Below are 25,193 nucleotides of genomic sequence, written 5' to 3'. Positions count from 1 at the left end.
CGTTCACTCCTTATACAATTCTGAAGGCGTCCACCAACACACAGCGACGCAGACGCACAAACGTGCGTGCGCTGGTCACCCCTTCCCCGGTTGGCGTGGTAATGGTCATCGTGGTCCAGCCTTCGCCGCCGAGTCCAAGACCGGCAATGCACGGTCCGTTCTTAACGAAAATGCTGGTATCAATGGCGTTTGCCATGCGGTTCATGTTGTCGATATTGCGTGAGTGCATCGCCGCCGTATGGTGACAGCCGCCTTCAAGCTTAACCGCCAGTTCAATGGCCTCATCGACGTTGGCGACCCGCACGACCGGCAGAACCGGCATCATCAGTTCGGTTACGGCAAACGGGTGAGTCGCAGAGGTTTCGACGAACAACAGCCGGGTTTGCTCCGGTACGTTCAGACCAATCGCCGCAGCGATTTTTCCTGCGTCGCGGCCAACCCAGTCACGACTGACCGTGCCTTTACCGCGTTCATCGACATTTTTAAGCAGCACCGGTTGCAGCTGTTCGGCCTGAGCCGTGGTCAGCTTGACTGCATGCTGGCTTTCCATCAGACGCATCAGCTCATCAGCGACGCTATCGACCACGATCAGCACTTTTTCGTCGGCGCAGATAATGTTGTTGTCAAACGAAGCGCCTTTGACGATCGACTGGGCTGCGCGTGCCAGATCAGCCGTTTCATCAACCACCACCGGCGGATTTCCCGCACCGGCGGCAATCAGACGTTTGTTGGTGTGCTTACGCGCGGCATCCACTACGGCTTCACCGCCGGTCACCACCAGCAGGCCGATGCCTGGGTACTTAAACAGACGCTGGGCGGTTTCAATATCCGGATTGGCCACGGTAACCAGCAGGTTTGCCGGTCCGCCTGCAGCAACTACCGCCTGGTTAAGCAGAGTGATAGCGCGCTGAGACACGCCCTTGGCAGCCGGATGCGGTGCGAAGACCACGCTGTTGCCAGCCGCAATCAGGCTGATGGCGTTGTTAATAACGGTCGCAGCCGGGTTGGTGGACGGTGTCACCGAGGCCACCACGCCCCACGGCGCGTTTTCAATCAGCGTCAGGCCGTTATCACCGGTCAGAACCTGTGGAGACAGGCATTCCACGCCCGGCGTGGCGCGTGCCTGCGCCACGTTTTTGGCAAATTTATCTTCAACGCGTCCCATGCCGGTTTCTGTGACGGCAAGTTCCGCTAATTCTCGGGCATGTTTTTCGCCCGCCTCACGTAGAGCCGTGATAGCCAGTTGGCGCATGGCAACGCTTTTCAGCCCTTGCTGGGCCAGTTTTGCTGCCGCCACTGCGTCATCCAGGGAGGCAAAAACGCCCATTTCTTGAACGGCACTGACGGGTTGGCTGCTGTCTTTCATTTTCAGCAGCACCGCTTTCACGACCTGTTCAATATCCTGTTGATTCATGATTTTCTGCCTTATTTATGGAAGATCACCTGACCACCTGCCACCACTTCATCAACAATGCCAATCACGCACAGATCGACAGGTGATGATTCGTTACGGTGCGCCTGACGGGCTGAGCTTCCGCTGACCAGCAGCACCCACTCTCCGGTTCCCGCCCCAATGCTGTCGATAGCAACAGCACATTGCCCGTCGGGATTTCCGCAGGCATCAATCATTTCCACCATCAGCAACTTGTCGTGCGCGAGCCCCTGATGGCGTACGGTACAAACAATTTGTCCTGTGACGATTGCCAGTTTCATACGCGCCTCCGTGGCATATTTCAGGTAAAACCTCCCCCTACCCTCCGCAGAAGGTAATGTGAAAAGGAGAGAGGGTGACGCCAGCAATGAAGTCTGTGGCGTCACATGGACGACTTACATGTCGTTGCTGTCGCCTTTAAAGCTGATCGGGAACACTTCTTCCAGATCGCCATGCGGACGCGGGATTACGTGTACGGAAACCAGCTCACCAATACGCTGTGCAGCAGCAGCACCAGCATCCGTTGCGGCTTTACATGCCGCTACGTCGCCACGGACCATTGCAGTAACCAGACCGCCGCCGATCTGCTTCACGCCGACCAGTTTCACGCGTGCCGCTTTAACCATTGCGTCAGAAGCCTCAATCAGTGCAACCAGGCCCCGGGTTTCAATCATTCCTAATGCTTCCATTGTGTTTTCCTCTCATTAAGGGGTCCAGAACGGGACCTAAACAACCAGTGTGTGTGAGGCGTTTTCACGACTCATGTCAGTCTGACGCGGCACTGCTGCCACCAACGCCAGTTCGATAATTTCCTGTACGCTACAGCCGCGAGAGAGGTCATGAAGCGGTGCGGCAAGCCCTTGGATCAACGGACCTACGGCACGATACCCTCCCAGACGCTGGGCGATTTTGTAGCCAATATTGCCTGCCTCCAGCGATGGGAAGACCATCACATTGGCATTGCCCTTTAACGGACTGGCGGGCGCTTTTTGCGCGGCGACATCCGGAACAAAGGCGGCATCAAATTGCAGTTCCCCATCCACGGTAAGCTGCGGGGCACGCTCACGAACGATCTCCGTAGCCTGCTGCACGTTAGCGACGTTGGGATGACGAGCGCTGCCTTGACTTGAAAACGACAGCATGGCCACGCGCGGTTCTTCACCGGTGATCGCCTGCCATGTCTGCGCGCTGGCAATCGCAATATCCGCCAGTTGTGCGGCTGTGGGCTGCGGCACGACGCTGCAATCGGCAAACCCTAATGCCGGCCCGAGGTACTGCGGCAGCATCAGGAAAATTGACGACAGCGTTTTACAGCCTGGCTGTAACCCAATAATGCGTAACCCAGCGCGCAGCACGTTTGCTGTCGACGATAAATTGCCCGCAATACAGACGTCAGCTTTACCCGCGCTAACCATGGCGGCGGCGAACATCAGCGGATCGTTGAGTTTTTCCAGCGCATCTGCAGGCGTTTTATCTCCCGCGCGGGCCAGCCAGCGCAGCGCAAACTCTTCACGCATGGACTGGTTGCTTTGCGGGTCGATAACCTGAATGCCATCCATCGCCACCCGATGGCTGAGGGCAAACTGGCGCAGCGCAAACGGACTGGCGACGAGAACAGGATGTGCCAGACCGTGCTGATGCAGGTAATTTGCCGCTTTCAACACCCGAACATCCAGCGCATCCGGGAACACCACCCGTGCAGGTGAGCGCTGGGCGAGTTGACGAGCACGTTCAATGATCATTGCTTCTCCCCCAGTCGCTGTTGAATTTGGCTAACCGTCAGTGGATGCTTCGCTACGCTCAGAATCATCATCACGTAGACCGTACTGGAAAGGCGATTGAGCGCCTGCATGATGTCCGGTCGCATCACGTCAAAACTACGGGTGATGAATACCTGGGCCGCCACCGTCTCCGTTTCACGAACTTTGGTACGCAGCAGATTAAGCAACGCGCAATCACGGCCATGACTGGCTTCAGGCACCAGATGGTCGTGGTCCAGATAGCGCAGCGGCTGATGCGAAAGCCGGTGTAAATCTTCGTCGCTTAAACCGACGATAGCTTGTGCTGCCAGCGGCTCGTCGATAGCGTCGGCGCGCATAATGTTGCCCAGACGCGAACGGATATCCGCCAGCCACGGCTGCCACGGTTCCGCCAGCTCTATCTGCAACCACACGGCCAGGGCGATGGTGCTGTCCAGCGCGGCGCGAAATCCCAGGCGCGGGTCACTTTTAGCGACCATCTTGTCCGCTGTCAGATGCGTCAGCGTGTCTGCTTTCTTCACCACCGGTTGATGACACAGTTCGCAACTGGCCTGTGGATGCGTATCGCTGCTGGTTAAACCATGCACCTGCTGCGGCTGCTGTTCTTCGTCATCAATAAACAGGCTGCCCTGCTCGTCGATATACTTAATGCGCAGATGTCGGCTTTCCAGTAATTCCCGGGCAGATGGCGTCAGGCGAGCGTCAGCGGGGAGATGAATTTCAGCCCCTTCGCTGAGCGTATGATTCGCTCTAAGCCATGCTTCGGTAATGAAATCCTTCATACATCCGCCTTAGCAGGACTGCCAGTTCGCAGGCCAGGCCACATACAGAAATTTCACCGTCGATGGCGTACCAAATTCGATGCTGGAGCCTTTCGGGATAAACATCACGTCCCCGGCTTTAGCAATCATGGTTTCGCCTTCGTGGCGAACGTGCAGCTCGCCTTCCAGAATCATGTCGATTTCGTCGTAGTTCAGCGTCCATGGGAAAAAAGCGTTATCCCACTGCATGAACCCGGCGGCCATGCTGCTACCGTCCTGGTCGGTCACCAGATCGGTTAAACCCACGCAGTGCGGCTGTGCGCCGTCAAAACGACCAAACTTCACGCTGCTGCCGTCGATGACTTTGACGCCGCCTTTGCCGGTCACCGAGTTAAAGCTCGGCTGCATTCCGCCCTGCTCCAGCGACTGTTTCTCCTTCATGACTTTGTCCATCAGTTGGGCGACCAGGCTTTCGGTAAACTGCCCTTCCGGTAACTGCGCAATGATGGTTTCGCGAATGCGCTGGCTTTCCGTTTTGCCATCATCCACCGCAACCGGTGCAGCAGCAGCGGTTGGCGCGGATTCATCGCATTCACTGATGGTGACGCCCAGCAGCTCCGCAACTTCGCGCGCCTCCGGGGTGATGATGCTGGCGCGCAGAACAACCGACATTTCCTGTTCGCCGCGTGCGTGGGCCGCACGAATATCGTTAGCTGTGATGAGTTTTTTCACCTGCCCTTTCCTCCTTTTGGCTGAGCTCAGTCAGATAATCCACCAGGTGCTGCACGCTGCGCGGGTCATGGCTGTTGAGTTCGAAAATCGGCTCCTGGAACCCTATCCCGCGAAGTAGTTGTCGCGTTGCGGCGACGTCGGCATCCGGCATGTCCGTTTTGCTGATAACGGCGATTTGTCGTTTACTGGCGCCGATATCCAACAGCCCGGCAGGTAAGCGACTTTCTTTATCATTTGCCGCGTGTATATAAATCAACGTATCAACATCCTGCAGCGTGGTAATTAAGGCGTGATACCAGCGCGGATGGCTAAAATATTCTCCTGGCGTGTCGATATCGCCATTTTCATTAAACTCCACGGCCTGTGTTTTTCTGGCGAGGGAATAATTTCCCTGTAGCGCATTAAAGAGCGTTGTTTTCCCCGCCCCCACCGTACCGACAAACGCAATACGTTTCATCGCCGCCTCTGATTAACTTTTTGTCAGGTTGCACAAAGTGAAATTTAATAACCGACCCAGACCGCTTACCGTCTGTAATAACGCTTCTTCTACCGCGCCTACCGAGCCGTAGATGACCAGCGCACCGCTGAATCGATCGAGAAAGCCGATATGTACATCTGCCGCCTTCATAGCTAAGTCACCGGCAATCATCGCGGTTTCGCCTGGCGTCAGCGTCATGATGCCGATAGCGCCCGCTTCGGGAACGCCGATCTTTTTCGCCAGTTCCTCACCAGGGTGCGCAATGAGATGCGCCAGCGTAACCTGTTTCCCCGGCACAAATTCCTGAATAATGCGTTCTTTTTCCATTGCTCACCGCCTCCGCTAAAACTGCCCTCATCGTAGCAATTTTTTGTCAGAGTAAATAACAAAATTCGGCAACCATGTTTAAAAGGTGAAGTGGATCACTAAGAAAGGGGAAATAAAAAGGCGCGGGAGAAACCCGCGCCGGAAATAAATTAAAGTGAAATTACAGCGGCTGAGTTTGGGCTTCTACGACCGCTAGCGCCACCATATTAACGATACGACGAACAGAAGCGATCGGCGTTAATACGTGAACCGGTTTCGCAACCCCCATCAGCACCGGGCCGACCGTTACGCCTTCAGAGCTGGAAACGCGTAGTAAGTTGTAACTAATACGGGCAGCTTCCATATTCGGCATCACCAGAATATTCGCTGAACCTTTCAGCGGACTGTCCGGCATGCGGTCATGACGGATGCTTTCCACCAGCGCGGCATCGCCGTGCATTTCGCCATCAATCATCAACTCTGGCGCACGCGCCTTAATCAGCTCCAGCGCTTCGCGCATTTTGCTGGCCGACGGACAGTTAGATGAACCAAAGTTGGAGTGCGACAGCAGCGCTACCTTCGGTTCGATACCAAAGCGGCGCACGGTTTCTGCCGCCATCACGGCGATTTCCGCCAGTTGCTCCGGCGTAGGATCGTCGTTAACGTAGGTATCGGCGATAAAGGTGTTACCGCTTGGCAGCAGCAAGGCGTTCATCGCCCCGGCAGTATGCACGCCATCGCGATGACCAAACACCTCTTTCACCACGCTGAAGTGCTCATGGTAGTCGCCTATCGTACCGCAGATCATTGCATCCGCTTCGCCACGCTGCACCATGATCGCGCCGATCACCGTGGTGTTGGCAATTACCGCACGCTGCGCCTGCTCCTGGGTAATACCACGACGTTTCATAATCTGGTAGTACTCGCTCCAGTACTCTTTAAAGCGCGGATCGGATTCATTGTTGACGATCTCAAAATCGACGCCTGCTTTGATCTGCAGACCCAGTTTCTGGATACGCATTTCGATAACGCTCGGACGACCGATCAGGATCGGTTTCGCCAGACCTAAAGTGATCAGCTCCTGCGTGGCATGCAGTACACGCGCCTCTTCCCCTTCAGTCAGCACCACGCGCTTCGGCGCTTTGCGTGCCAGAGAGAAAATCGGCTTCATGAACAGGTTGGTTTTGTAGACGAATTCGGTCAGCTTATCGATGTAAGCGTCAAAGTCGGCAATTGGACGCGTTGCCACACCGGAATCCATCGCCGCCTTCGCCACCGCAGGGGCGATTTTGACGATCAGACGCGGGTCGAACGGTTTCGGAATGATGTATTCCGGCCCGAAGCTCAGGTCCTGGTCGCCATAGGCGGAGGCCACCACTTCGCTCTGCTCGGCGTGCGCCAGCTCAGCAATGGCGTGTACCGCAGCCAGTTTCATCTCTTCGTTGATGGCAGTAGCGCCGACGTCCAGCGCGCCGCGGAAGATGAACGGGAAGCACAGGACGTTGTTAACCTGGTTCGGGTAGTCGGAACGGCCGGTGCAAATGATGGCGTCAGAACGCACCTCTTTCGCCAGCGGCGGCAGGATTTCCGGTTCCGGGTTGGCGAGGGCCAGGATCATTGGCGCACGCGCCATCTTCTTAACCATTTCCTGCGTCAGCACTTTCGGACCCGAGCAACCGAGGAAAATGTCTGCGCCGTCAATGACATCATCCAGCGTACGCTTACCGTCATCCACCACTGCGTAAGCCGCTTTGGTTTCCGCCATGTTTGGTTCACGATCTTTGTAAATCACCCCTTTGGAGTCGCAGACCACAATGTTGTGTTTCTGCATACCCAGCGCCACCAGCAGGTTCATACAGGCAATCGCCGCCGCACCTGCACCGGACACCACCATGCGCACATCAGAGATATTTTTTTCAACCACCCGCAGACCGTTAAGGATTGCGGCAGTACTGATGATTGCCGTGCCGTGCTGGTCATCGTGGAATACCGGAATATTCATGCGCTCACGGAGTTTTTGCTCAATGTAGAAGCACTCCGGCGCTTTGATATCTTCGAGGTTAATGCCGCCAAACGTTGGTTCAAGCGCCGCTACCACGTTGATAAATTTATCCGGATCGAGTTCATCAACTTCGATGTCGAACACGTCAATCCCGGCGAATTTCTTAAACAGAACGCCTTTACCTTCCATCACCGGTTTACCGGCCAGCGCGCCAATATTACCCAGGCCCAGAACCGCAGTACCGTTGGAAATAACCGCAACCAGGTTGCCGCGTGCGGTGTATTTGTAGGCTGCCAGCGGGTCCTTTTCAATTTCAAGACACGGTGCAGCCACGCCCGGCGAGTAGGCCAACGCGAGGTCGCGCTGGGTTGCCAGAGGCTTGGTCGGAGAAACCTGGATTTTACCGGGTACCGGAAATTCGTGGAAATCGAGGGCGCTTTGTTTTAACTGGTCATCCATCTTGTTGTTCCTTTCACGTATCTATCAAAAAAGTGGCGCGGGTAACCATTCTACTGAGCCGCACATTATCACCTCAGTCAACGGCACAAACTTTGAAGGTCCCCATACTCTCACCATTCAAAGAAAGAATTTGTTATCAATTTATAACATCTATGTTACCTGCTTAAGCCAGCAATACCATGCTTGTCTGCTATGCTTTTTGCTGACAACGCCCGCAATTATCTCAAAAGTGTGAATCACAACACGCATCTAACACTTTACTTTTCAAGGAGTATTTCCTATGACCCGTAAAGAGCTTGCCAATGCCATTCGTGCGCTAAGTATGGATGCCGTCCAAAAAGCTAACTCTGGCCACCCTGGAGCACCAATGGGGATGGCCGATATCGCCGAAGTACTGTGGAACGATTTCCTGCGCCATAACCCGTCCGATCCCACCTGGTACGATCGTGACCGGTTTATTTTATCCAATGGCCACGCCTCAATGCTGCTTTACAGCCTGTTGCATCTTTCCGGCTACAACCTGCCGCTCGAAGAGTTAAAGAACTTCCGCCAGCTCCATTCGAAGACACCAGGACACCCGGAAATTGGCTATACGCCGGGCGTGGAGACCACCACCGGACCGTTGGGTCAGGGTTTAGCCAACGCTGTTGGAATGGCGATTGCAGAACGCACGCTGGCGGCGCAGTTTAACCAGCCAGACCACGAGATTGTTAATCACTATACCTGGGTCTTTATGGGCGACGGCTGTCTGATGGAGGGCATTTCTCACGAAGTGTGCTCGCTGGCGGGCACCCTGGGACTTGGCAAACTCATCGGCTTTTACGATCACAACGGCATCTCAATTGATGGCGAAACCGACGGCTGGTTTACCGACGATACCGCGAAACGCTTTGAGGCCTATCACTGGCATGTGGTGCACGAGATTGACGGTCATGACCCTGAGGCGGTGAAAAAAGCAATTCAGGAAGCACAGGCCGTTACCGACAAACCGTCGCTGATTATCTGCCGCACGGTGATTGGTTTTGGTTCACCGAATAAAGCCGGGAAAGAAGAAGCGCACGGCGCTGCGCTGGGTGAAGAAGAAGTGGCGCTGACCCGACAGAAGTTGGGGTGGCATCATCCTGCCTTTGAAATCCCCAAAGAGATTTACCGGACGTGGGACGCTCGTGAAAAAGGCGAGAAAGCCCAACAGAGCTGGAATGAGAAATTCGCCGCTTATCGACATGCGCATCCGGACCTGGCGGCAGAGTTTACCCGCAGGATGAGCGGTGGACTGCCGGAAGAGTGGGAAGAAACGACCCAGAAATATATCACCGAGCTGCAGGCCAATCCGGCCAAAATCGCCACCCGTAAGGCCTCGCAAAATACCCTGAACGCTTACGGGCCGATACTGCCTGAGCTGCTTGGCGGTTCGGCGGATCTGGCGCCCAGCAACCTGACCATCTGGAAAGGCTCCACTTCTCTTAAAGAGGATCATGCAGGAAACTACATCCACTACGGCGTGCGGGAATTTGGCATGACCGCGATTGCCAACGGTATCGCTCACCACGGGGGCTTCGTACCGTACACCGCAACGTTCCTGATGTTTGTCGAATATGCCCGTAATGCCGCACGCATGGCGGCGCTGATGAAAGCCCGACAAATCATGGTTTATACCCACGACTCGATTGGCCTTGGGGAAGATGGTCCCACGCACCAGGCCGTCGAACAGCTCGCCAGCCTGCGTCTGACGCCTAATTTCAGCACCTGGCGACCCTGCGATCAGGTTGAAGCGGCGGTAGGCTGGAAGCTGGCGGTCGAACGCCATGACGGGCCAACGGCGCTGATCCTCTCGCGGCAAAATCTGGCTCAGGTTGAGCGGACGCCTGAGCAAGTGCAGCAGATTGCCCGCGGCGGCTATGTGCTGAAGGATGGCGGCGGTAAGCCGGATGTTATCCTGATTGCTACCGGTTCAGAAATGGAAATCACGCTGCTGGCGGCGGAAAAACTGACCGGTGAAGGTCGTAACGTGCGGGTAGTTTCTCTGCCCTCAACCGATATCTTCGACGCCCAGGATGAAGCGTATCGGGAATCGGTCCTCCCCTCAAACGTCAGCGCGCGCGTGGCGGTAGAAGCAGGAATTGCCGACTACTGGTACAAATATGTTGGGCTGAAAGGGGCGATTGTCGGTATGACGGGTTATGGGGAGTCGGCTCCGGCAGACAAGCTGTTCCCGTTCTTCGGCTTTACGGTGGATAACATTGTCGACAAAGCGCATAAGGTGCTTAACGTGTGATCCACAGCGTGGGCCAGGCATCTGGCCCATGCCAGTTATCGCAGCTTGGCTCTTGGGCATAGCGCACCAGACGAAAACGCTGGCCGTCGTAGCGCCAGCGGGTCTGGATACCGCAATCTGCCAACCCTCGTCCTTTAGCGAGGGTTACCAGCTCGCGCGACTTCTCATCAAACGTGGCGTTGGTCAGCTCCATATCGCGACTTTCCGCATCCGTTTTAAAAGGCAGGCTTAGCCGTACCGCCCGTGACGTCAACGGGGTAGTACGTGAAACCACCCACGCCAGATCGATGGTGTTATATGCCCCGGCTTCACAGCCGATCATAAGCAGCGCTTTATCATCCGTTAAGGCCGTGACGCGCATCTCGCGACGCAGCGGATCGATCGAACAGCGAATACCGTTGATCCGCCAGTTACCGTAATCCAGCAATTCACTGCGCTCTTGTTGCGTGAGAGGCGTTGGCGTTGGGTTAATCACAGCCACGCCTTTTAAAGCGGGAGCGGGAGGTACGCTGAGCGGAGGCTCGTCGCCTTTTTCGATCCATGCGGTTTCGCTACCGACCCGTTTTTGCTGGGCGTCGATAAAAAGCAACGCGGCTTTTAGCCCGACCAGGGACAGGTTTTGCGTCCCTTTTTGCAGGGTTATTGCCTTCGCGTCCTGTACGGTTGTTAAAAATGCGCTGATGGTGGCCGGATCATCGGTCATCAGTTGCCAGGGGGTAATACGCCAGTGTTCGCCGCGAAGCGGGAGCGCTGAGCCATCCAGTAGCAGACGTGGCGCAATATCGCTCTCTTTGGCTGTGGGCGATTCCAGCCCACCCAGTTCAATACGCAACACGGCGTCGGTATGTGCCCCGGCACTGCGGCTCAAGGTCATGACCAGGCCGTGATGTTCTCCGGTATTGCGCGCCACGCAAAAGTTTTGGTTATTGCACGTCACCTGCCAGTCAGAAAACGTCTGTTGCGCGGGCGCGGCCCACAGCAAACGGACGGGTAACAACCCGAGCAGGAAAAGTAAAATAACGCGATAGCGCATGGACGGTACAACCCCGAAGTCAAAACACACAGCCTAAGCGGTATCTTCCTTGCGCGACTGATGTGGCTCAATAAGAATCGTCGGATTGGCCGAAAATTTGTAAAGAAATATAAATCCCGCGCATTAGTCCATGAGATGCGACGACTGCAAATAGTTCAGCAATAGCACCGTCTTACCGTCACGGATCTCACCCGTTTTAATCATTTCCAGCGCCTGTGTGAACGGCAGCTCCAGAACCTCAATATCTTCATCTTCCACCCCTCCGCCCGCATTTGCCCGCTGGCTGTCGCTGTATTGTGCAATAAAGAAATGAATTATCTCCGTCACGCCGCCCGGCGACATATAGAGCTCAAACAGCTTACGCACTTCACCCACTTCAAAGCCGGTCTCTTCAATGGCCTCTTTCCGAATGCACGCTTCCGGTTCGTCGTTATCCAGCAGCCCGGCGCAGGTTTCAATCAGTTGACCGCTTTCATTACCATTGACCCAGGTGGCGACGCGAAACTGGCGGATGAGCACCACCGTTTTCTTCTCCGGGTTATACAGCAGGATAGTGGCGCCGTTGCCGCGATCGTAAACCTCGCGTTTGTGACGAATCACCTCACCATTGCTACGGGTCAGGTCATAGGTGATATTGCGCAGGATGAAGTAGTTATCGGAAAGGACTTTATCTTTGATGAGGGTAATTTTTTGCGACATACCGGCTCCACAGCAAGAAGTGAGAAATAATACTACGCCGTGAAACCGGGTTTGTCTTGGTGCAATGTCGGCCTGATAAGCGAAGCGCCATCAGGCAATTAGGCGGCGCAGAGCCGGATAGCAACGCTAACGCGCCTTATCCGGCCTTCTTAGCGACTTAGTGAGATTTGACTGATTTTACGCCCAGCCAGTCGACGATCCTCTGGGCGGCATGCCGTCCTTCCGCCATGGCCGTAACCACCAGATCCGCACCGCGTACCGCGTCACCACCAGCGAAGATTTTCGGGTTACTGGTTTGATAACGGTATGCGCTTTCAACATTGGCGGCTATGCGCCCCCAGTTATCGACCTTAACCCCATGCGTCTCCAGCCACGGCATGCCATGTGGGTGAAAACCAAACGCCATGATCACCGCATCTGCGGGCATGACAAACTCACTCCCGGCGAGGGGAACCGGGCGACGACGTCCCTGCGCGTCTGGCTCGCCAAGCTGGGTACGTAAAAAACGCACGCCGCTGACTCGCCCATCATCATGTAACACCAGCTCAACCGGCTGGACGTTAAACTCGAAGTTCGCCCCCTCTTCCCGGGCGTTCTTCACCTCTTTTTTCGAACCGGGCATGTTGGCTTCATCACGACGATAAGCGCAGGTCACCTGGCGTGCGCCATGACGCAGCGCGGTACGCACGCAGTCCATTGCCGTATCGCCTCCGCCCAGTACAACCACGTTCAGTCCGGCGGTATCGATGAACGGCTCTTCAGGCAGTTCATTCAGCCCCATCACCTGCTTGGTGTTGGCAATCAGGAACGGTAACGCGTCATAAACGCCAGGCGCGTCTTCATTCGGCAGATCCGCCTTCATGGAACGATAGGTTCCTACGCCCACGAACACGGCATCGTAATCCTCCAGCAGCGCCGACAGCGCCACATCCTTACCCACTTCACAGTTAAGTTCGAAATGAATACCCATGGCGCTGAAGATTTCACGGCGGCGGGCCAGCAGCGATTTGTCCAGCTTGAAGGCCGGAATGCCGAACGTCAGCAAACCGCCGATTTCAGGGTGGCGATCGTATACGGTGGCGCTGACTCCGCTGCGCGCCAGCACATCCGCGCAGGCCAGACCCGCCGGACCCGCGCCGATGATAGCAACGCGCTTATCCACTTTCTGCACGTGGCTTAAGTCCGGTCGCCATCCTTTGCTCAGGGCCCGATCAGAGATGTAACGCTCAATATTTCCGATAGTGACCGCCCCATGCTCGCTACGCACCGTACATGCCCCTTCGCAAAGTCGGTCCTGCGGACATACGCGCCCGGTCACTTCCGGCAGGCAGTTGGTCTGGTGAGAAAGCTCAACCGCCGCGTCGATATTCCCGGCTTTGACCAGTTCAATCCACTGCGGAATATGGTTATGCAATGGGCAGGTCCATTCGCAAATACTGTGGTCGCCGCATTTCAGGCAGCGGGACGCTTCCCGTTCCGCCTGCGCCGTACGAAACGGCAGATAGATCTCCTCAAAGCTGGTTTTACGGGCCTCAATTGCCAGCTTATCCGGCTCACCACGCGCAGGCGTCGCCTGCATTTGCTCACGTTTGGTAATTGTATGCGAAACGAAATCGGTGGCGTTGGCATGCCAGGGCTGGCTTTCCAGACTGGCGGTGCGTAGCCTGCGCGCTTTTGACAGACCAGTAAGCGAATTTTCCGTCACCAGTTGTAACGCTTGTGCCGGACAGTTCTCTACGCAGGCAGGTCCCTGTTCGCGTCCCTGACACAAATCGCATTTGTGCGCAGTGGCTTTCACCTTCCCTTTAGCGACTGGAGTGAGTACGATCTGCATCGTGCCGAAAGGACAAGCAACGACGCACGATTTACAGCCAATACACTTTTTCGGGTTCACCTGAACGCTGTCGTTATCATGGCTGATTGCCCCGTTCGGGCAACTTCTGGCGCAGGGCGCATCTTCACAGTGATGGCAGGTTACCGCACTGCGCTGCTGCTGATGCTTGATGACGGTAATTCGGGGCTGGAAATGCCGTTGACTCAGGACATGCTGCTCGCCATTGTGAGCCATGACGCAGGCGACCTCACAGGCATGGCATCCCAGGCACTGCTGGCTATTAACCATAATAAAACGATTCATGGCTTCCTTCTTTTTTGGTTGCAAAAACCTTATTCTTTATATGAGTGTTGTTATTAACCGACACGGCAGGAAGCGGCAATGTTCATTTGCCCAGGAAGCACAACTATTTATCCAGAACCTGTGGCAGATCAATTTATTTCACCGCATATGAAATTGTGTTTCAGTTACCATCCAGTTTCATGGCGTTTTATTAACATTTATCAAATACACCGCATCGTTCGGGCTGTTTTAAGGCGCGACGTGTATTGTGTGAGGATGCACAAGTGACGGTAAAGCGTCCGGTCTCGGCCAGTCTGGCTAAAGCTTTTTTCTACATAGTGCTGTTGTCGATTCTCTCAACGGGTATTGCGCTGCTCACGCTGACCAGCAGCTTGCGAGATGCCGAAGCCATCAACGTGGCTGGCTCATTGCGCATGCAAAGTTACCGTCTGGGTTACGATCTGCAAAGCCAAAGTCCGCAGCTTAACGCTCACCGCCAGCTTTTCCAGCAGGCGCTAAACTCGCCAGCACTCCAGAACCTGAACGCGTGGTATGTGCCTCAAGCGGTAAAAAGTCGCTATGGACGTCTACATGCAAACTGGCTGGAAATGAACGCCCGTCTGATCGATGGCGATTTAAATTGGTACCAGAGCAATATCAATAACTATGTCGATCAAATCGATCTCTTCGTGCTGGCGCTGCAGCATTATGCCGAACGCAAAGTGATGCTGGTTTTTGGTATTTCACTGGCAGGCGGGATCGGCATTTTCACCCTCGTTTTCTTTACCTTACGGCGTATTCGCCAGCAGGTGGTGCGTCCGCTGAATAAGCTGGTGGTGGCCAGCCAGCACATTGAACACGGTCAGTTTGACATCCCGTCGCTGGATACTGATTTGCCCAACGAACTCGGGTTGTTGGGCAAGACCTTCAGCCAGATGTCGAGTGAATTACACAAGCTGTACCGCTCGCTGGAAGCGTCTGTCGCTGAGAAGACCCACGATCTCCACGAAGCTAATCGTCGTCTGGAAGTGTTGTATCAGTGCTCTCAGGCGTTAAATACCAGTCAGATTGATGTGTACTGCTTCCGCCATATTTTACAGATCGTCCGCGAGCATGACGCCGCCTATTTCCTGGAACTCACCGTCGGAGATAACTGGCGAATTAGCGAAGGCGCAAAAAGCCCCGAGCTGCCGATGCAGATCCTGCCGGTCACCATGCAGGAAACCGTCTACGGTGAACTGCACTGGCAAAGCCCGAACGTCAATGCTTCTACCCCGCTGCTTAACAGCGTCTCCTCGATGCTGGGTCGCGGGTTGTACTTCAACCAGGCGCAAAAACATTTTCAACAGCTGTTGTTAATGGAGGAGCGGGCGACGATTGCGCGCGAGCTGCACGACTCGCTGGCGCAAGTGCTCTCTTATTTACGCATTCAGCTCACGCTGCTGAAGCGTTCGATTCCCGAAGATAACGCCCCAGCGCAAAGCATTATGGCGGATTTTTCTCAGGCGCTGAACGACGCCTACCGCCAGCTACGCGAACTGCTCACCACATTCCGCCTGACTTTACAGCAGGCCGATCTCCCCTCCGCCCTGCATGAAATGCTGGAAACGCTGCAAAATCAGACATCGGCTAAACTGACGCTTGATTGCCGGTTACCGACCCTGGCGCTGGACGCGCAAATGCAGGTGCATCTGCTGCAGATCGTCCGTGAAGCGGTGCTGAACGCGATTAAACATGCCAGCGCAACCGAAATTGCCGTCAGTTGCGTGACCGCGCCGGATGGTAATCACACGGTTTATATTCGCGATAACGGCATCGGCATTGGCGAGCCGCATGAGCCTTCGGGGCACTATGGGTTAAATATTATGCGCGAGCGGGCGGAAAGGCTGAGCGGCACGCTGACTTTCTCTCAACCCTCCGGAGGGGGAACGCTGGTGAGCATCAGTTTTCGTTCGGCAGAATCCGACGGAGAGCTAACGTAAAGAACCGCAAAGCGCCGTCGGTTCTCGATCCAGGCCTGACGGCGTTGGCACGAAAGGTATGCTGTAAACGGGCATGATAATTTACATTATCTTCTTTTTTTCTCCACGTTTGCCCCGTACCTTGCCGCTAAAGTGAAGCAATTCACACCCATAACGATACGCAGAAACACGAGGTCCCCTTTTAATGGCGAATTTTTTCATCGATCGCCCCATTTTTGCCTGGGTGTTAGCAATCCTGTTGTGCCTGACAGGAGCCCTGGCTATTTTTTCGCTGCCCGTTGAGCAATACCCCGATCTGGCACCGCCAAACGTGCGGGTAACCGCGAACTACCCTGGCGCGTCCGCACAAACCCTGGAAAATACCGTCACCCAGGTTATCGAGCAGAACATGACTGGTCTCGATAATCTGATGTACATGTCGTCGCAGAGCAGCGGGACAGGCCAGGCGTCGGTTACGCTGAGCTTCCTCGCGGGAACCGATCCTGATGAAGCCGTCCAGCAGGTGCAAAACCAGCTGCAATCGGCAATGCGTAAGCTGCCGCAGGCGGTACAGAATCAAGGGGTCACGGTGCGCAAGACCGGTGACACCAATATTCTGACCATCGCCTTCGTCTCAACCGATGGCTCAATGGATAAGCAGGACATCGCCGACTACGTCGCCAGTAATATCCAGGATCCGCTCAGTCGTATAAACGGCGTGGGCGATATTGACGCTTACGGTTCACAATATTCCATGCGTATCTGGCTCGACCCGGTCAAACTTAACAGCTTCCAGATGACCGCCAAAGATGTGACCGATGCTATCGAGTCACAGAATGCGCAGATTGCCGTCGGGCAACTTGGCGGCACGCCTTCGGTGGACAAACAAGCGCTGAATGCGACGATCAACGCCCAGTCGCTGCTGCAGACTCCGGATGAATTCCGCGCGATTACGCTACGCGTCAACCAGGACGGCTCAGAAGTTAAACTGGGTGATGTGGCGACGGTCGAAATGGGTGCGGAAAAGTACGACTATCTCAGCCGCTTCAACGGCCACCCGGCTTCCGGTCTGGGGGTAAAACTGGCCTCCGGTGCCAATGAAATGGCAACGGCGGAGCTGGTTATCGACCGCCTGAACGAGCTCTCACAGTATTTTCCGCACGGGCTGGAATACAAGGTGGCGTATGAAACTACCTCCTTTGTCAAAGCCTCAATTATCGACGTGGTGAAAACGCTGCTGGAAGCGATCGCGCTGGTATTCCTTGTGATGTACCTGTTCCTGCAAAACTTCCGCGCCACGCTGATTCCTACAATCGCCGTTCCCGTCGTCCTGATGGGTACTTTTTCCGTGCTCTACGCCTTTGGCTACAGCGTTAACACCCTGACGATGTTTGCGATGGTGCTGGCGATCGGCCTGCTGGTCGATGATGCCATTGTGGTGGTGGAAAACGTCGAGCGAATTATGAGTGAGGAAGGCCTCTCGCCGCGGGAAGCGACGCGGAAATCGATGGGGCAAATCCAGGGCGCGCTGGTCGGTATCGCCATGGTGCTGTCGGCGGTGTTTATCCCGATGGCCTTCTTCGGCGGCACTACCGGGGCTATCTACCGCCAGTTCTCGATTACCATCGTCTCCGCAATGGTTCTTTCAGTTCTGGTGGCGATGATCCTCACCCCTGCCCTGTGCGCCACTCTGCTCAAACCGCTACATAAAGGCGAGCATCACGGGCAAACCGGTTTCTTTGGCTGGTTTAACCGGATGTTTAACCGCAACGCCGAACGCTACGAAAAAGGCGTCGCCAGGATCCTGCACCGCAGCCTGCGCTGGATACTGATTTACGGCCTGCTGCTCGGCGGTATGGTTTTCCTGTTCCTGCGCCTGCCAACCTCCTTCCTGCCGCTCGAAGACCGCGGCATGTTTACCACCTCGATACAGTTGCCCAGCGGCTCGACCCAGCAGCAAACATTGAAAGTAGTTGAGGAAGTGGAGAAGTATTACTTCACCCATGAGAAAGACAACATTACGTCGGTCTTTTCCACGGTCGGTTCCGGCCCTGGCGGGAACGGTCAAAACGTGGCGCGGATGTTTGTCCGCTTAAAAGACTGGGATGATCGCGACACCACCACCGGAACCTCTTTCGCCATCATCGAGCGCGCGACTAAAGCCTTTAATAAGATTAAGGAAGCCCGCGTCTTCGCCAGCAGTCCTCCGGCGATTAGCGGTCTCGGGAGCTCTGCCGGTTTCGATATGGAGCTGCAAGATCACGCCGGTGCGGGCCATGATGCGTTAATGGCCGCGCGCGACAAGCTGATTGAGCTGGCCGGGAAAGACGCGTCTCTGACCCGCGTTCGTCATAATGGTCTGGACGACAGCCCGCAGTTGCAAATTGATATCGATCAGCGCAAAGCCCAGGCGCTGGGCGTTTCCATTGATGACATCAACGACACCTTGCAAACGGCCTGGGGCTCCAGCTACGTCAATGACTTTATGGACCGGGGTCGCGTGAAGAAGGTTTACGTACAGGCGGCAGCAAAATATCGCATGCTCCCGGACGACATCAATCTGTGGTACGTCCGCAATAATAGCGGCGGCATGGTGCCTTTCTCGGCCTTTGCCACGTCGCGCTGGGAAACGGGTTCACCGCGTCTGGAACGCTATAACGGCTACTCCGCCGTCGAGATTGTTGGCGAAGCCGCTCCCGGCGTCAGTACCGGTACGGCGATGGACATAATGGAATCGCTGGTCCACCAGTTGCCGACCGGATTCGGACTCGAATGGACCGCGATGTCTTACCAGGAACGGCTGTCGGGCTCTCAGGCGCCAGCCCTGTACGCCATTTCTTTGCTGGTGGTGTTCCTGTGTCTGGCGGCGTTGTACGAAAGCTGGTCGGTTCCCTTCTCCGTCATGCTGGTTGTACCGCTGGGGGTCATTGGCGCGCTGCTCGCTACCTGGATGCGCGGCCTGGAAAACGACGTGTACTTTCAGGTCGGGTTACTCACCGTGATCGGGCTTTCGGCGAAGAACGCAATATTGATTGTTGAATTCGCCAATGAGATGAACGAGAAAGGTCACGACTTGCTCGACGCCACGCTGCATGCCTGTCGCCAACGCTTACGCCCAATTCTGATGACGTCACTGGCGTTTATCTTTGGGGTGTTGCCGATGACCATCAGCAGTGGCGCAGGTTCCGGCGGTCAGCATGCGGTGGGGACTGGCGTAATGGGCGGGATGATTTCAGCCACTGTCCTGGCGATTTACTTCGTTCCTCTGTTCTTTGTGCTGGTACGCAGACGCTTCCCGTTGAAGCCACGCCCAGAATAATCGGACACAAAAAAGGCGACTTACGTTGAGTCGCCTTTTATTATCCTTTGCAGGATATGAATTTCTTCCAGAAAATTATTTACGAAGCATCACTTCGATAAAGTCTTTCCAGTTCCCGGTGATGCTGCCAACTTACTGATTTAGTGTATGATGGTGTTTTTGAGGTGCTCCAGTGGCTTCTGTTTCTATCAGCTGTCCCTCCTGTTCAGCTACTGACGGGGTGGTGCGTAACGGCAAAAGCACCGCCGGACATCAGCGCTATCTCTGCTCTCACTGCCGTAAAACATGGCAACTGCAGTTCACTTACACCGCTTCTCAACCCGGTACGCACCAGAAAATCATTGATATGGCCATGAATGGCGTTGGATGCCGGGCAACCGCCCGCATTATGGGCGTTGGCCTCAACACGATTTTCCGCCATTTAAAAAACTCAGGCCGCAGTCGGTAACCTCGCGCATACAGCCGGGCAGTGACGTCATCGTCTGCGCGGAAATGGACGAACAGTGGGGATACGTCGGGGCTAAATCGCGCCAGCGCTGGCTGTTTTACGCGTATGACAGGCTCCGGAAGACGGTTGTGGCGCACGTATTCGGTGAACGCACTCTGGCCACACTGGAGCGTCTTCTGAGCCTGCTGTCGGCCTTTGAGGTCGTGGTATGGATGACGGATGGCTGGCCGCTGTATGAATCCCGCCTGAAGGGAAAGCTGCACGTTATCAGCAAGCGTTACACTCAGCGCATTGAGCGACATAACCTGAATCTGAGACAACATCTGGCAAGGCTGGGACGGAAGTCACTGTCGTTCTCAAAATCGGTGGAGCTGCATGACAAGGTCATCGGGCATTATCTGAACATAAAACACTATCATTAAGTTGGAGTCATTACCCAGTTCCCCAGTTCACGTTCAATCATAACAACCTCTCTTATTATTATGGGCATTCTACGAAATCATCATCATAAAAAGAAGATCATTTAACCAATGGTTGCGATTACATCCTCCAGTGTTCGGGGGTATATGTAATCACTATGCGCTAACCCCATAAATTTTATGTGACTTACTGCAATATTTTGAAATATTCATACATCATCTACGACTTTGGCAATTCTGATGGAAAAACAGGCTGATGCAAACAGGCAAATTCTGATTTTCAGTTTCCCGTGAATTTTGGAACTTTCAGGAATCATTATTCACCATTCAACAACAATGTTATATTTTTCTATAACGGTTCGATGACAATATGTATTATTCATGTTTATAGGACACGAGAATAAATATTCAAATTACGTCAATAAGGATTCAAATGATCACCCTCTACGGCATTAAGAATTGCGATACGATTAAAAAAGCCAGACGCTGGCTGGAAGACAATGGGGTCGACTACCGCTTCCATGATTATCGCGTCGACGGCCTGGACAACGCGTTATTACACGCCTTTATCAGCGAATTAGGTTGGGAGGCGCTGCTCAATACACGTGGAACCACCTGGCGCAAACTGGATGAAGCCACACGTAACCAAATCACCGATGCGTCCTCTGCTGCTGCATTGATGATTGAAATGCCTGCAATTATCAAACGCCCATTGCTCTGCGCGCCGGGTAAGCCTATGCTGCTTGGCTTTAGTGAATCCAGTTATACGCAGTTTTTTAATGAGGTATAGTCTATGTCGTGCCCGGTTATTGAGCTGACACAGCAGCTTATTCGCCGTCCTTCCCTGAGCCCGGATGATGCCGGGTGCCAGGCGTTAATGATTGAACGCCTGCGCGCGGTAGGTTTTACCGTTGAGCGTATGGATTTTGGTGACACACAGAATTTTTGGGCATGGCGCGGCAAAGGTGAGACTCTGGCATTTGCCGGTCACACTGACGTAGTGCCTGTCGGCGATGTCGATCGTTGGATTAATCCACCGTTCGAACCGACCATTCGCGATGGCATGTTGTTCGGGCGTGGCGCAGCCGATATGAAAGGCTCACTGGCGGCAATGGTCGTGGCCGCAGAACGTTTTGTCGCCCAGCATCCGAACCATCAGGGTCGTCTGGCGTTTTTGATAACCTCTGACGAAGAGGCCAGCGCCCAAAACGGCACCGTAAAAGTGGTTGAAGCACTTATGGCGCGCAATGAACGACTGGATTATTGTCTGGTTGGCGAGCCGTCCAGCACGGAAATCGTTGGCGACGTGGTGAAAAATGGGCGTCGTGGTTCACTGACCTGCAATCTGACCATTCACGGCGTGCAGGGCCACGTAGCCTACCCGCATCTGGCCGATAACCCGGTACACCGCGCAGCGCCAATGCTCAATGAACTGGTGGCGATTGAGTGGGATCAGGGCAACGAATTCTTCCCGGCGACCAGCATGCAGATTGCCAATATTCAGGCAGGAACCGGCAGCAACAATGTTATTCCCGGCGAACTGTTTATCCAGTTCAACTTCCGTTTCAGCACCGAATTAAACGATGAAATGATTAAGTCCCGGGTGCTGGAGCTGCTGGAGAAACATCAGCTGCGTTATACCGTCGACTGGTGGCTTTCCGGTCAGCCGTTCCTGACCGCACGCGGTAAACTGGTGGATGCGGTGGTGAACGCCATTGAGCACTATAATGAGATTAAACCGCAGTTACTGACTACAGGCGGGACGTCCGACGGGCGTTTTATTGCCCGCATGGGGGCACAGGTAGTAGAACTGGGGCCGGTCAACGCGACCATTCATAAAATTAATGAATGTGTTAATGCCGCCGACCTGCAGCTGCTTGCCCGTATGTATCAACGTATCATGGAGCAACTCGTCGCCTGATGAGTGTTCCTGTAAGAGGAAATGAGCATGGACTGGCTGGCAAAATACTGGTGGATTCTAGTGTTGGTGTTTCTGGTAGGCGTATTGCTGAACGTGATTAAAGATCTCAAGCGCGTCGACCACAAGAAATTTCTTGCCAATAAGCCGGAGCTTCCCCCGCATCGTGATTTTAACGATAAATGGGATGACGACGACGATTGGCCAAACAAGGATCAACCGAAGAAATAAGCCAACGTAGGCCGAATGGCGGTTTCACATCGCCATCCGGCCTGCGGGTTAAATCATCTCAATCACATCATCATCGTGAGGCTTACCGCCGCTCAGCGCTTCATCAAAGTAGTGCTTCGGTACGGTAAAACGCAGGTGGTCGAGCGCAAACTGCATACTGCGTTCATCAATGGCGTGCCCCAGATTTTCGACGATATCCAGCGTCACATCCCCACCGGCACGTATTAACGCCTCCTGCGCGGCAACGGCATGAGATAACTCAATCACCCGGTCTTCACCGCCGTGAATCAAATGCACTGTCGTCGCGGTGGTTGCAATCTCCGGCAACGTGGCATAGCGACCATTAAAGGCGATGACCCGCGACGCCAGCCCAGGCTCGGCTTTAATACTCTCAAGCGACATAATCGAGCCCTGAGAAAAACCAATCAACGCGGTCGCCTGAGGCGAAACGCCGCTTTGCTTCTGCCAGTAGCGAACGGTTTCGATAAAGACCGGCATAATCGCGTCAATACGCGCCTGGCGGTTCTCTTCCGTTATCCCCTGTACAGAAAACCACTGACGCCCGGAAGTCGTACCATAAGGCTCTGCCCCGCCAATGCTGACGATTAGCGCATCCGGAAACAGCGGCGCAAACCAGGAGCCAATTTCGCCCATGGCAACCGGGTTATCGCCGACGCCATGAAACAGCAACAAGAGCTGTTGAGCGGGTTTATCGGGACTTTGAACAACAAAATGGTCATGTTTCATGGCGATCTCCTTAACTGATGAGAATCATTCTACGCCGCTTAACCGCAATGACCATGCCAGGAAATTGAAGAAGTTAGTGAAAAAATTGCCATTGCATAATGCGATTATGTAGCCGTTGTTCACGCTCAGCATCCAGCTGTTTTAAGGCCTGCGCCGCCTCGGCGCGCTGAACTGCCAACAGCGCTTTGCGCCCCGATATTTTCAGCTGTTGGCACAATTCAGCGTCGCTGCGTTGAGCCTGTATCCGCCCGCGCAATGCTGGAAGAGGCAACTCGCTGCGCTCAAGCAAACGACTCAGACAACCTAATGATGTCAGTAATGGTCGATGCGCGAAGGCAAACCCAGCCAGCTCACCCCAGTCATCCTCATTAAGCGTAGTCTCTTTCAGTGGTACCAGCGGAATGCGCTCTGCGTTCCACTGAGCAAGAATCTCCGCATCCCGTCGCAGGCGCAGGTGCGCCCGCCGGGCAAGGCATTTTCCCGCTTCGCTGATGGGCAGCACCGCCATAGCGGTATAACAGCCGCTGCTGGCTTCCCGATGATTACCCATCCGTACCAGGACAAAACCGCAGCGCTGCCAGAAACGCCATAATTCAGCCGTATAACCAAAGCTGACGGACAGATAGTCGCACTGCGTGCAATAGTGCCGGGCCTGCAGAATCAGCTGTTGCCCAATACCTTCCCTTTGACGCGCGGGATGAACCGCAATTCGACTGACCCGCCGCCCGACGAGCGTGGCCGCCAATGGGTCTCCGCCGTGCGCCGCCAGTGACTGCGCAACCAGATTTCCTCTTGGTCGGCGATATCCGGCCCAGACGGCCTGGCTTAATTCTGCGGATAATCCCCCCTCGTCGACCAGCCAGACGGCGCCCGCCACCGAGTCAGCAGCCGAAGCCTGAAGAAAATGCTGACCCGGCGCGTCCATCATTCGCCGCAGATCCAGTGGCGAGGTGCGATAATGCGCGCCGGAAAGCAGCTGATATACCGCTAACGGCAGCGCCGGGTTTGTCTGCCATGAGAGTTGCTCAAATGCCGAGAAGCTAAGCTCCCCTAAGGGGGCATGCGCAAAGGTTTCGTCGTCAAACACCAGCGCATCGCTGACGATTTTCTCCAGCGGACATCCCTGCGCCCAGCGCACGGGTTGTTGCAACTCATAGCGTCGAAGATGGGGAAAGCGGGCGCAAAATTTCAACAAAAAGCCTCTGCCAGTTCCCTCATAGCCCTGTACGGTGGTGGTTAACAGCGTACGAGGGAAACGCGCAACCAGTTGGTGCAGCAGCGGCGCGGGGATCGCGGCGGCTTCATCCACAACCAGCCAGTCTGCGGTTGCAGAACTGCTTAACAGCGCATCCGGGGCCATAAAGCGGTATCGCTCTGCGGCAAATTGCGCCAGCACATCCGTTGCCGCTTTAGCAGGCGCGGTGACAATCGCGGTCCCGTTGATACGTGCTATCAGTTGCCCTGCCAGAGCCGATTTACCCCGGCCACGTGCAGCTGTGACCGCAGCCACGCCGGGAGGCATATCCAGCAACTGGGTTAAAATCATCGCCTGTTCAGGCTGAGGGTAACCGGTTGCCGCGTGCCAGACTGCACGAACAGCAAAACGCGGGCTGGAAACTGCGTGATGCTGCTGCCAGTGCAGCGCCTGTCCGTCACGGGAAATCACCCGTTTGACATGTTCAACAAAGTGCGGCGTTGGGATAGGTTCAGCACAGTCGCTCCAGCGCAGTGAATCCACGTCCGGATGCGTATGCCAGGTATGCCAGGGGGGAGTCAGCAAAACCAGCCAGCTCCCGGCGATCAGCGTTCCGCTTAAGGCGGCAAACGCCGCAGCGTCAAATCCCTGCCCGGCGTCAAAAACCGCATGACGAAACTCGCGGCCTAATAACGTTTGCAGCGCCTGTGGCGTACAGTTTGGCTCAGCAGGGGCGGGGGCGCCCACCCATAACCAGTCGCCGGGTAACGTGTCGCGTAGCGCTAAAGCCCGCTCCTGACACCAGTTCCCCTCGCCACTGATAATCAGCAGACGACGGATCCCTTCGTGGGCCATCTGTTCGGTTAACGCGCTCAGCGCCGTATTATCAGACATCCCTGCCT

The 25,193-nt window shown here is 55.0% G+C and carries 21 protein-coding genes; 7 read left to right on the top strand and 14 right to left on the bottom strand.

Annotated features, from left to right (window positions below):
- Positions 1 to 10: 10 nt before the first annotated feature.
- The 9 genes from HV229_RS07005 to maeB form a co-directional block, all read right to left on the bottom strand.
- Positions 11 to 1,414, bottom strand: coding sequence for an aldehyde dehydrogenase family protein (locus tag HV229_RS07005; RefSeq protein ID WP_016153953.1), 1,404 nt, complete (start codon positions 1,412 to 1,414; stop codon positions 11 to 13).
- 11 nt (positions 1,415 to 1,425) lie between these two features.
- Positions 1,426 to 1,713: an ethanolamine utilization microcompartment protein EutN gene (eutN, locus tag HV229_RS07000; protein ID WP_016153954.1), complete on the bottom strand. Its 288-nt coding sequence runs from the start codon at positions 1,711 to 1,713 to the stop codon at positions 1,426 to 1,428.
- Between the two features lie 114 nt (positions 1,714 to 1,827).
- Positions 1,828 to 2,121 (bottom strand): ethanolamine utilization microcompartment protein EutM, encoded by a 294-nt coding sequence (gene eutM / locus HV229_RS06995; RefSeq protein ID WP_003835054.1) that lies wholly within the window; start codon positions 2,119 to 2,121, stop codon positions 1,828 to 1,830.
- A gap of 36 nt (positions 2,122 to 2,157) precedes the next feature.
- The gene (pta, locus tag HV229_RS06990; protein WP_016153955.1) at positions 2,158 to 3,174 is read right to left on the bottom strand and encodes a phosphate acetyltransferase; all 1,017 of its coding nucleotides are present in this window, start codon (positions 3,172 to 3,174) and stop codon (positions 2,158 to 2,160) included.
- Positions 3,171 to 3,974 carry an ethanolamine utilization cob(I)yrinic acid a,c-diamide adenosyltransferase EutT gene (eutT, locus tag HV229_RS06985; protein WP_019077358.1) on the bottom strand — a complete coding sequence of 268 codons (804 nt, stop codon included), beginning with the start codon at positions 3,972 to 3,974 and terminating at the stop codon, positions 3,171 to 3,173. Before eutT ends, pta begins: the two co-directional genes overlap by 4 nt.
- A gap of 9 nt (positions 3,975 to 3,983) precedes the next feature.
- Positions 3,984 to 4,685 (bottom strand): ethanolamine utilization acetate kinase EutQ, encoded by a 702-nt coding sequence (eutQ, locus tag HV229_RS06980; RefSeq protein ID WP_094168970.1) that lies wholly within the window; start codon positions 4,683 to 4,685, stop codon positions 3,984 to 3,986.
- Positions 4,663 to 5,142, bottom strand: coding sequence for an ethanolamine utilization acetate kinase EutP (gene eutP, locus HV229_RS06975; protein WP_016153958.1), 480 nt, complete (start codon positions 5,140 to 5,142; stop codon positions 4,663 to 4,665). Before eutP ends, eutQ begins: the two co-directional genes overlap by 23 nt.
- A 12-nt stretch (positions 5,143 to 5,154) precedes the next feature.
- The gene (eutS, locus tag HV229_RS06970; protein WP_003037995.1) at positions 5,155 to 5,490 is read right to left on the bottom strand and encodes an ethanolamine utilization microcompartment protein EutS; all 336 of its coding nucleotides are present in this window, start codon (positions 5,488 to 5,490) and stop codon (positions 5,155 to 5,157) included.
- A 160-nt stretch (positions 5,491 to 5,650) separates the two neighbouring features.
- Positions 5,651 to 7,930, bottom strand: a complete 2,280-nt coding sequence (gene maeB / locus HV229_RS06965; RefSeq protein WP_016153959.1) for an NADP-dependent oxaloacetate-decarboxylating malate dehydrogenase — start codon at positions 7,928 to 7,930, stop codon at positions 5,651 to 5,653.
- 280 nt (positions 7,931 to 8,210) lie between these two features.
- On the opposite strand from maeB, the gene tkt reads away from it, so the two are divergent.
- Positions 8,211 to 10,205, top strand: a complete 1,995-nt coding sequence (tkt, locus tag HV229_RS06960; RefSeq protein WP_169329929.1) for a transketolase — start codon at positions 8,211 to 8,213, stop codon at positions 10,203 to 10,205.
- Here the strand turns inward: tkt and HV229_RS06955 are convergent.
- The 3 genes from HV229_RS06955 to aegA form a co-directional block, all read right to left on the bottom strand.
- Positions 10,195 to 11,238 (bottom strand): DUF1176 domain-containing protein, encoded by a 1,044-nt coding sequence (locus HV229_RS06955; protein ID WP_047358261.1) that lies wholly within the window; start codon positions 11,236 to 11,238, stop codon positions 10,195 to 10,197. The genes tkt and HV229_RS06955 overlap by 11 nt on opposite strands.
- 123 nt (positions 11,239 to 11,361) lie before the next feature.
- Positions 11,362 to 11,937: a GDP-mannose pyrophosphatase NudK gene (gene nudK / locus HV229_RS06950; RefSeq protein WP_016157107.1), complete on the bottom strand. Its 576-nt coding sequence runs from the start codon at positions 11,935 to 11,937 to the stop codon at positions 11,362 to 11,364.
- A gap of 157 nt (positions 11,938 to 12,094) precedes the next feature.
- Positions 12,095 to 14,074 (bottom strand): formate-dependent uric acid utilization protein AegA, encoded by a 1,980-nt coding sequence (gene aegA, locus HV229_RS06945; protein ID WP_181547143.1) that lies wholly within the window; start codon positions 14,072 to 14,074, stop codon positions 12,095 to 12,097.
- A 263-nt stretch (positions 14,075 to 14,337) separates the two neighbouring features.
- Between aegA and narQ the strand changes: the two genes are divergently transcribed.
- The 6 genes from narQ (at position 14,338) to HV229_RS06910 (ending at position 22,349) form a co-directional block, all read left to right on the top strand.
- A complete protein-coding gene (gene narQ / locus HV229_RS06940; protein WP_016157109.1) occupies positions 14,338 to 16,035 on the top strand; it encodes a nitrate/nitrite two-component system sensor histidine kinase NarQ in 1,698 nt (565 codons plus the stop codon).
- Between the two features lie 184 nt (positions 16,036 to 16,219).
- A complete protein-coding gene (gene acrD, locus HV229_RS06935; protein ID WP_016153965.1) occupies positions 16,220 to 19,333 on the top strand; it encodes a multidrug efflux RND transporter permease AcrD in 3,114 nt (1,037 codons plus the stop codon).
- A gap of 172 nt (positions 19,334 to 19,505) precedes the next feature.
- A protein-coding gene (locus HV229_RS06925; protein ID WP_223335778.1) for an IS1 family transposase occupies positions 19,506 to 20,203 on the top strand; the annotation gives its coding sequence in 2 pieces (ribosomal slippage) (positions 19,506 to 19,755 and positions 19,755 to 20,203; 699 coding nt in all).
- A gap of 430 nt (positions 20,204 to 20,633) precedes the next feature.
- The gene (locus HV229_RS06920; protein ID WP_016153966.1) at positions 20,634 to 20,990 is read left to right on the top strand and encodes an ArsC family reductase; all 357 of its coding nucleotides are present in this window, start codon (positions 20,634 to 20,636) and stop codon (positions 20,988 to 20,990) included.
- A gap of 3 nt (positions 20,991 to 20,993) precedes the next feature.
- The gene (gene dapE / locus HV229_RS06915) at positions 20,994 to 22,121 is read left to right on the top strand and encodes a succinyl-diaminopimelate desuccinylase (RefSeq protein ID WP_016153967.1); all 1,128 of its coding nucleotides are present in this window, start codon (positions 20,994 to 20,996) and stop codon (positions 22,119 to 22,121) included.
- A gap of 27 nt (positions 22,122 to 22,148) precedes the next feature.
- Positions 22,149 to 22,349: a YpfN family protein gene (locus tag HV229_RS06910; protein WP_003835080.1), complete on the top strand. Its 201-nt coding sequence runs from the start codon at positions 22,149 to 22,151 to the stop codon at positions 22,347 to 22,349.
- 48 nt (positions 22,350 to 22,397) lie between these two features.
- Here HV229_RS06910 and ypfH read toward each other — a convergent pair whose 3' ends face one another.
- Together ypfH and HV229_RS06900 are read right to left on the bottom strand one after the other, a co-directional pair.
- Positions 22,398 to 23,096: an esterase gene (gene ypfH, locus HV229_RS06905; RefSeq protein WP_181547141.1), complete on the bottom strand. Its 699-nt coding sequence runs from the start codon at positions 23,094 to 23,096 to the stop codon at positions 22,398 to 22,400.
- Between the two features lie 73 nt (positions 23,097 to 23,169).
- Positions 23,170 to 25,185 (bottom strand): GNAT family N-acetyltransferase, encoded by a 2,016-nt coding sequence (locus HV229_RS06900; protein ID WP_181547139.1) that lies wholly within the window; start codon positions 25,183 to 25,185, stop codon positions 23,170 to 23,172.
- Positions 25,186 to 25,193 lie beyond the last annotated feature (8 nt).

The sequence above is a fragment of the Citrobacter sp. RHBSTW-00524 genome, assembly GCF_013747755.1.
GTDB lineage: Bacteria > Pseudomonadota > Gammaproteobacteria > Enterobacterales > Enterobacteriaceae > Citrobacter > Citrobacter braakii.
The sequence above is the reverse complement of the archived record's forward strand: the minus strand, read 5'-3'. Positions and strand labels throughout refer to the sequence as shown.

Coding starts and splice junctions, on each gene's coding strand:
- HV229_RS07005 (WP_016153953.1), bottom strand. CDS start 1,414: ATGAATCAACAGGATATTGAACAGGTCGTGAAAGCGGTGCTGCTGAAA.
- eutN (WP_016153954.1), bottom strand. CDS start 1,713: ATGAAACTGGCAATCGTCACAGGACAAATTGTTTGTACCGTACGCCAT.
- eutM (WP_003835054.1), bottom strand. CDS start 2,121: ATGGAAGCATTAGGAATGATTGAAACCCGGGGCCTGGTTGCACTGATT.
- pta (WP_016153955.1), bottom strand. CDS start 3,174: ATGATCATTGAACGTGCTCGTCAACTCGCCCAGCGCTCACCTGCACGG.
- eutT (WP_019077358.1), bottom strand. CDS start 3,974: ATGAAGGATTTCATTACCGAAGCATGGCTTAGAGCGAATCATACGCTC.
- eutP (WP_016153958.1), bottom strand. CDS start 5,142: ATGAAACGTATTGCGTTTGTCGGTACGGTGGGGGCGGGGAAAACAACG.
- eutS (WP_003037995.1), bottom strand. CDS start 5,490: ATGGAAAAAGAACGCATTATTCAGGAATTTGTGCCGGGGAAACAGGTT.
- maeB (WP_016153959.1), bottom strand. CDS start 7,930: ATGGATGACCAGTTAAAACAAAGCGCCCTCGATTTCCACGAATTTCCG.
- tkt (WP_169329929.1), top strand. CDS start 8,211: ATGACCCGTAAAGAGCTTGCCAATGCCATTCGTGCGCTAAGTATGGAT.
- HV229_RS06955 (WP_047358261.1), bottom strand. CDS start 11,238: ATGCGCTATCGCGTTATTTTACTTTTCCTGCTCGGGTTGTTACCCGTC.
- nudK (WP_016157107.1), bottom strand. CDS start 11,937: ATGTCGCAAAAAATTACCCTCATCAAAGATAAAGTCCTTTCCGATAAC.
- aegA (WP_181547143.1), bottom strand. CDS start 14,074: ATGAATCGTTTTATTATGGTTAATAGCCAGCAGTGCCTGGGATGCCAT.
- acrD (WP_016153965.1), top strand. CDS start 16,220: ATGGCGAATTTTTTCATCGATCGCCCCATTTTTGCCTGGGTGTTAGCA.
- HV229_RS06920 (WP_016153966.1), top strand. CDS start 20,634: ATGATCACCCTCTACGGCATTAAGAATTGCGATACGATTAAAAAAGCC.
- dapE (WP_016153967.1), top strand. CDS start 20,994: ATGTCGTGCCCGGTTATTGAGCTGACACAGCAGCTTATTCGCCGTCCT.
- HV229_RS06910 (WP_003835080.1), top strand. CDS start 22,149: ATGGACTGGCTGGCAAAATACTGGTGGATTCTAGTGTTGGTGTTTCTG.
- ypfH (WP_181547141.1), bottom strand. CDS start 23,096: ATGAAACATGACCATTTTGTTGTTCAAAGTCCCGATAAACCCGCTCAA.
- HV229_RS06900 (WP_181547139.1), bottom strand. CDS start 25,185: ATGTCTGATAATACGGCGCTGAGCGCGTTAACCGAACAGATGGCCCAC.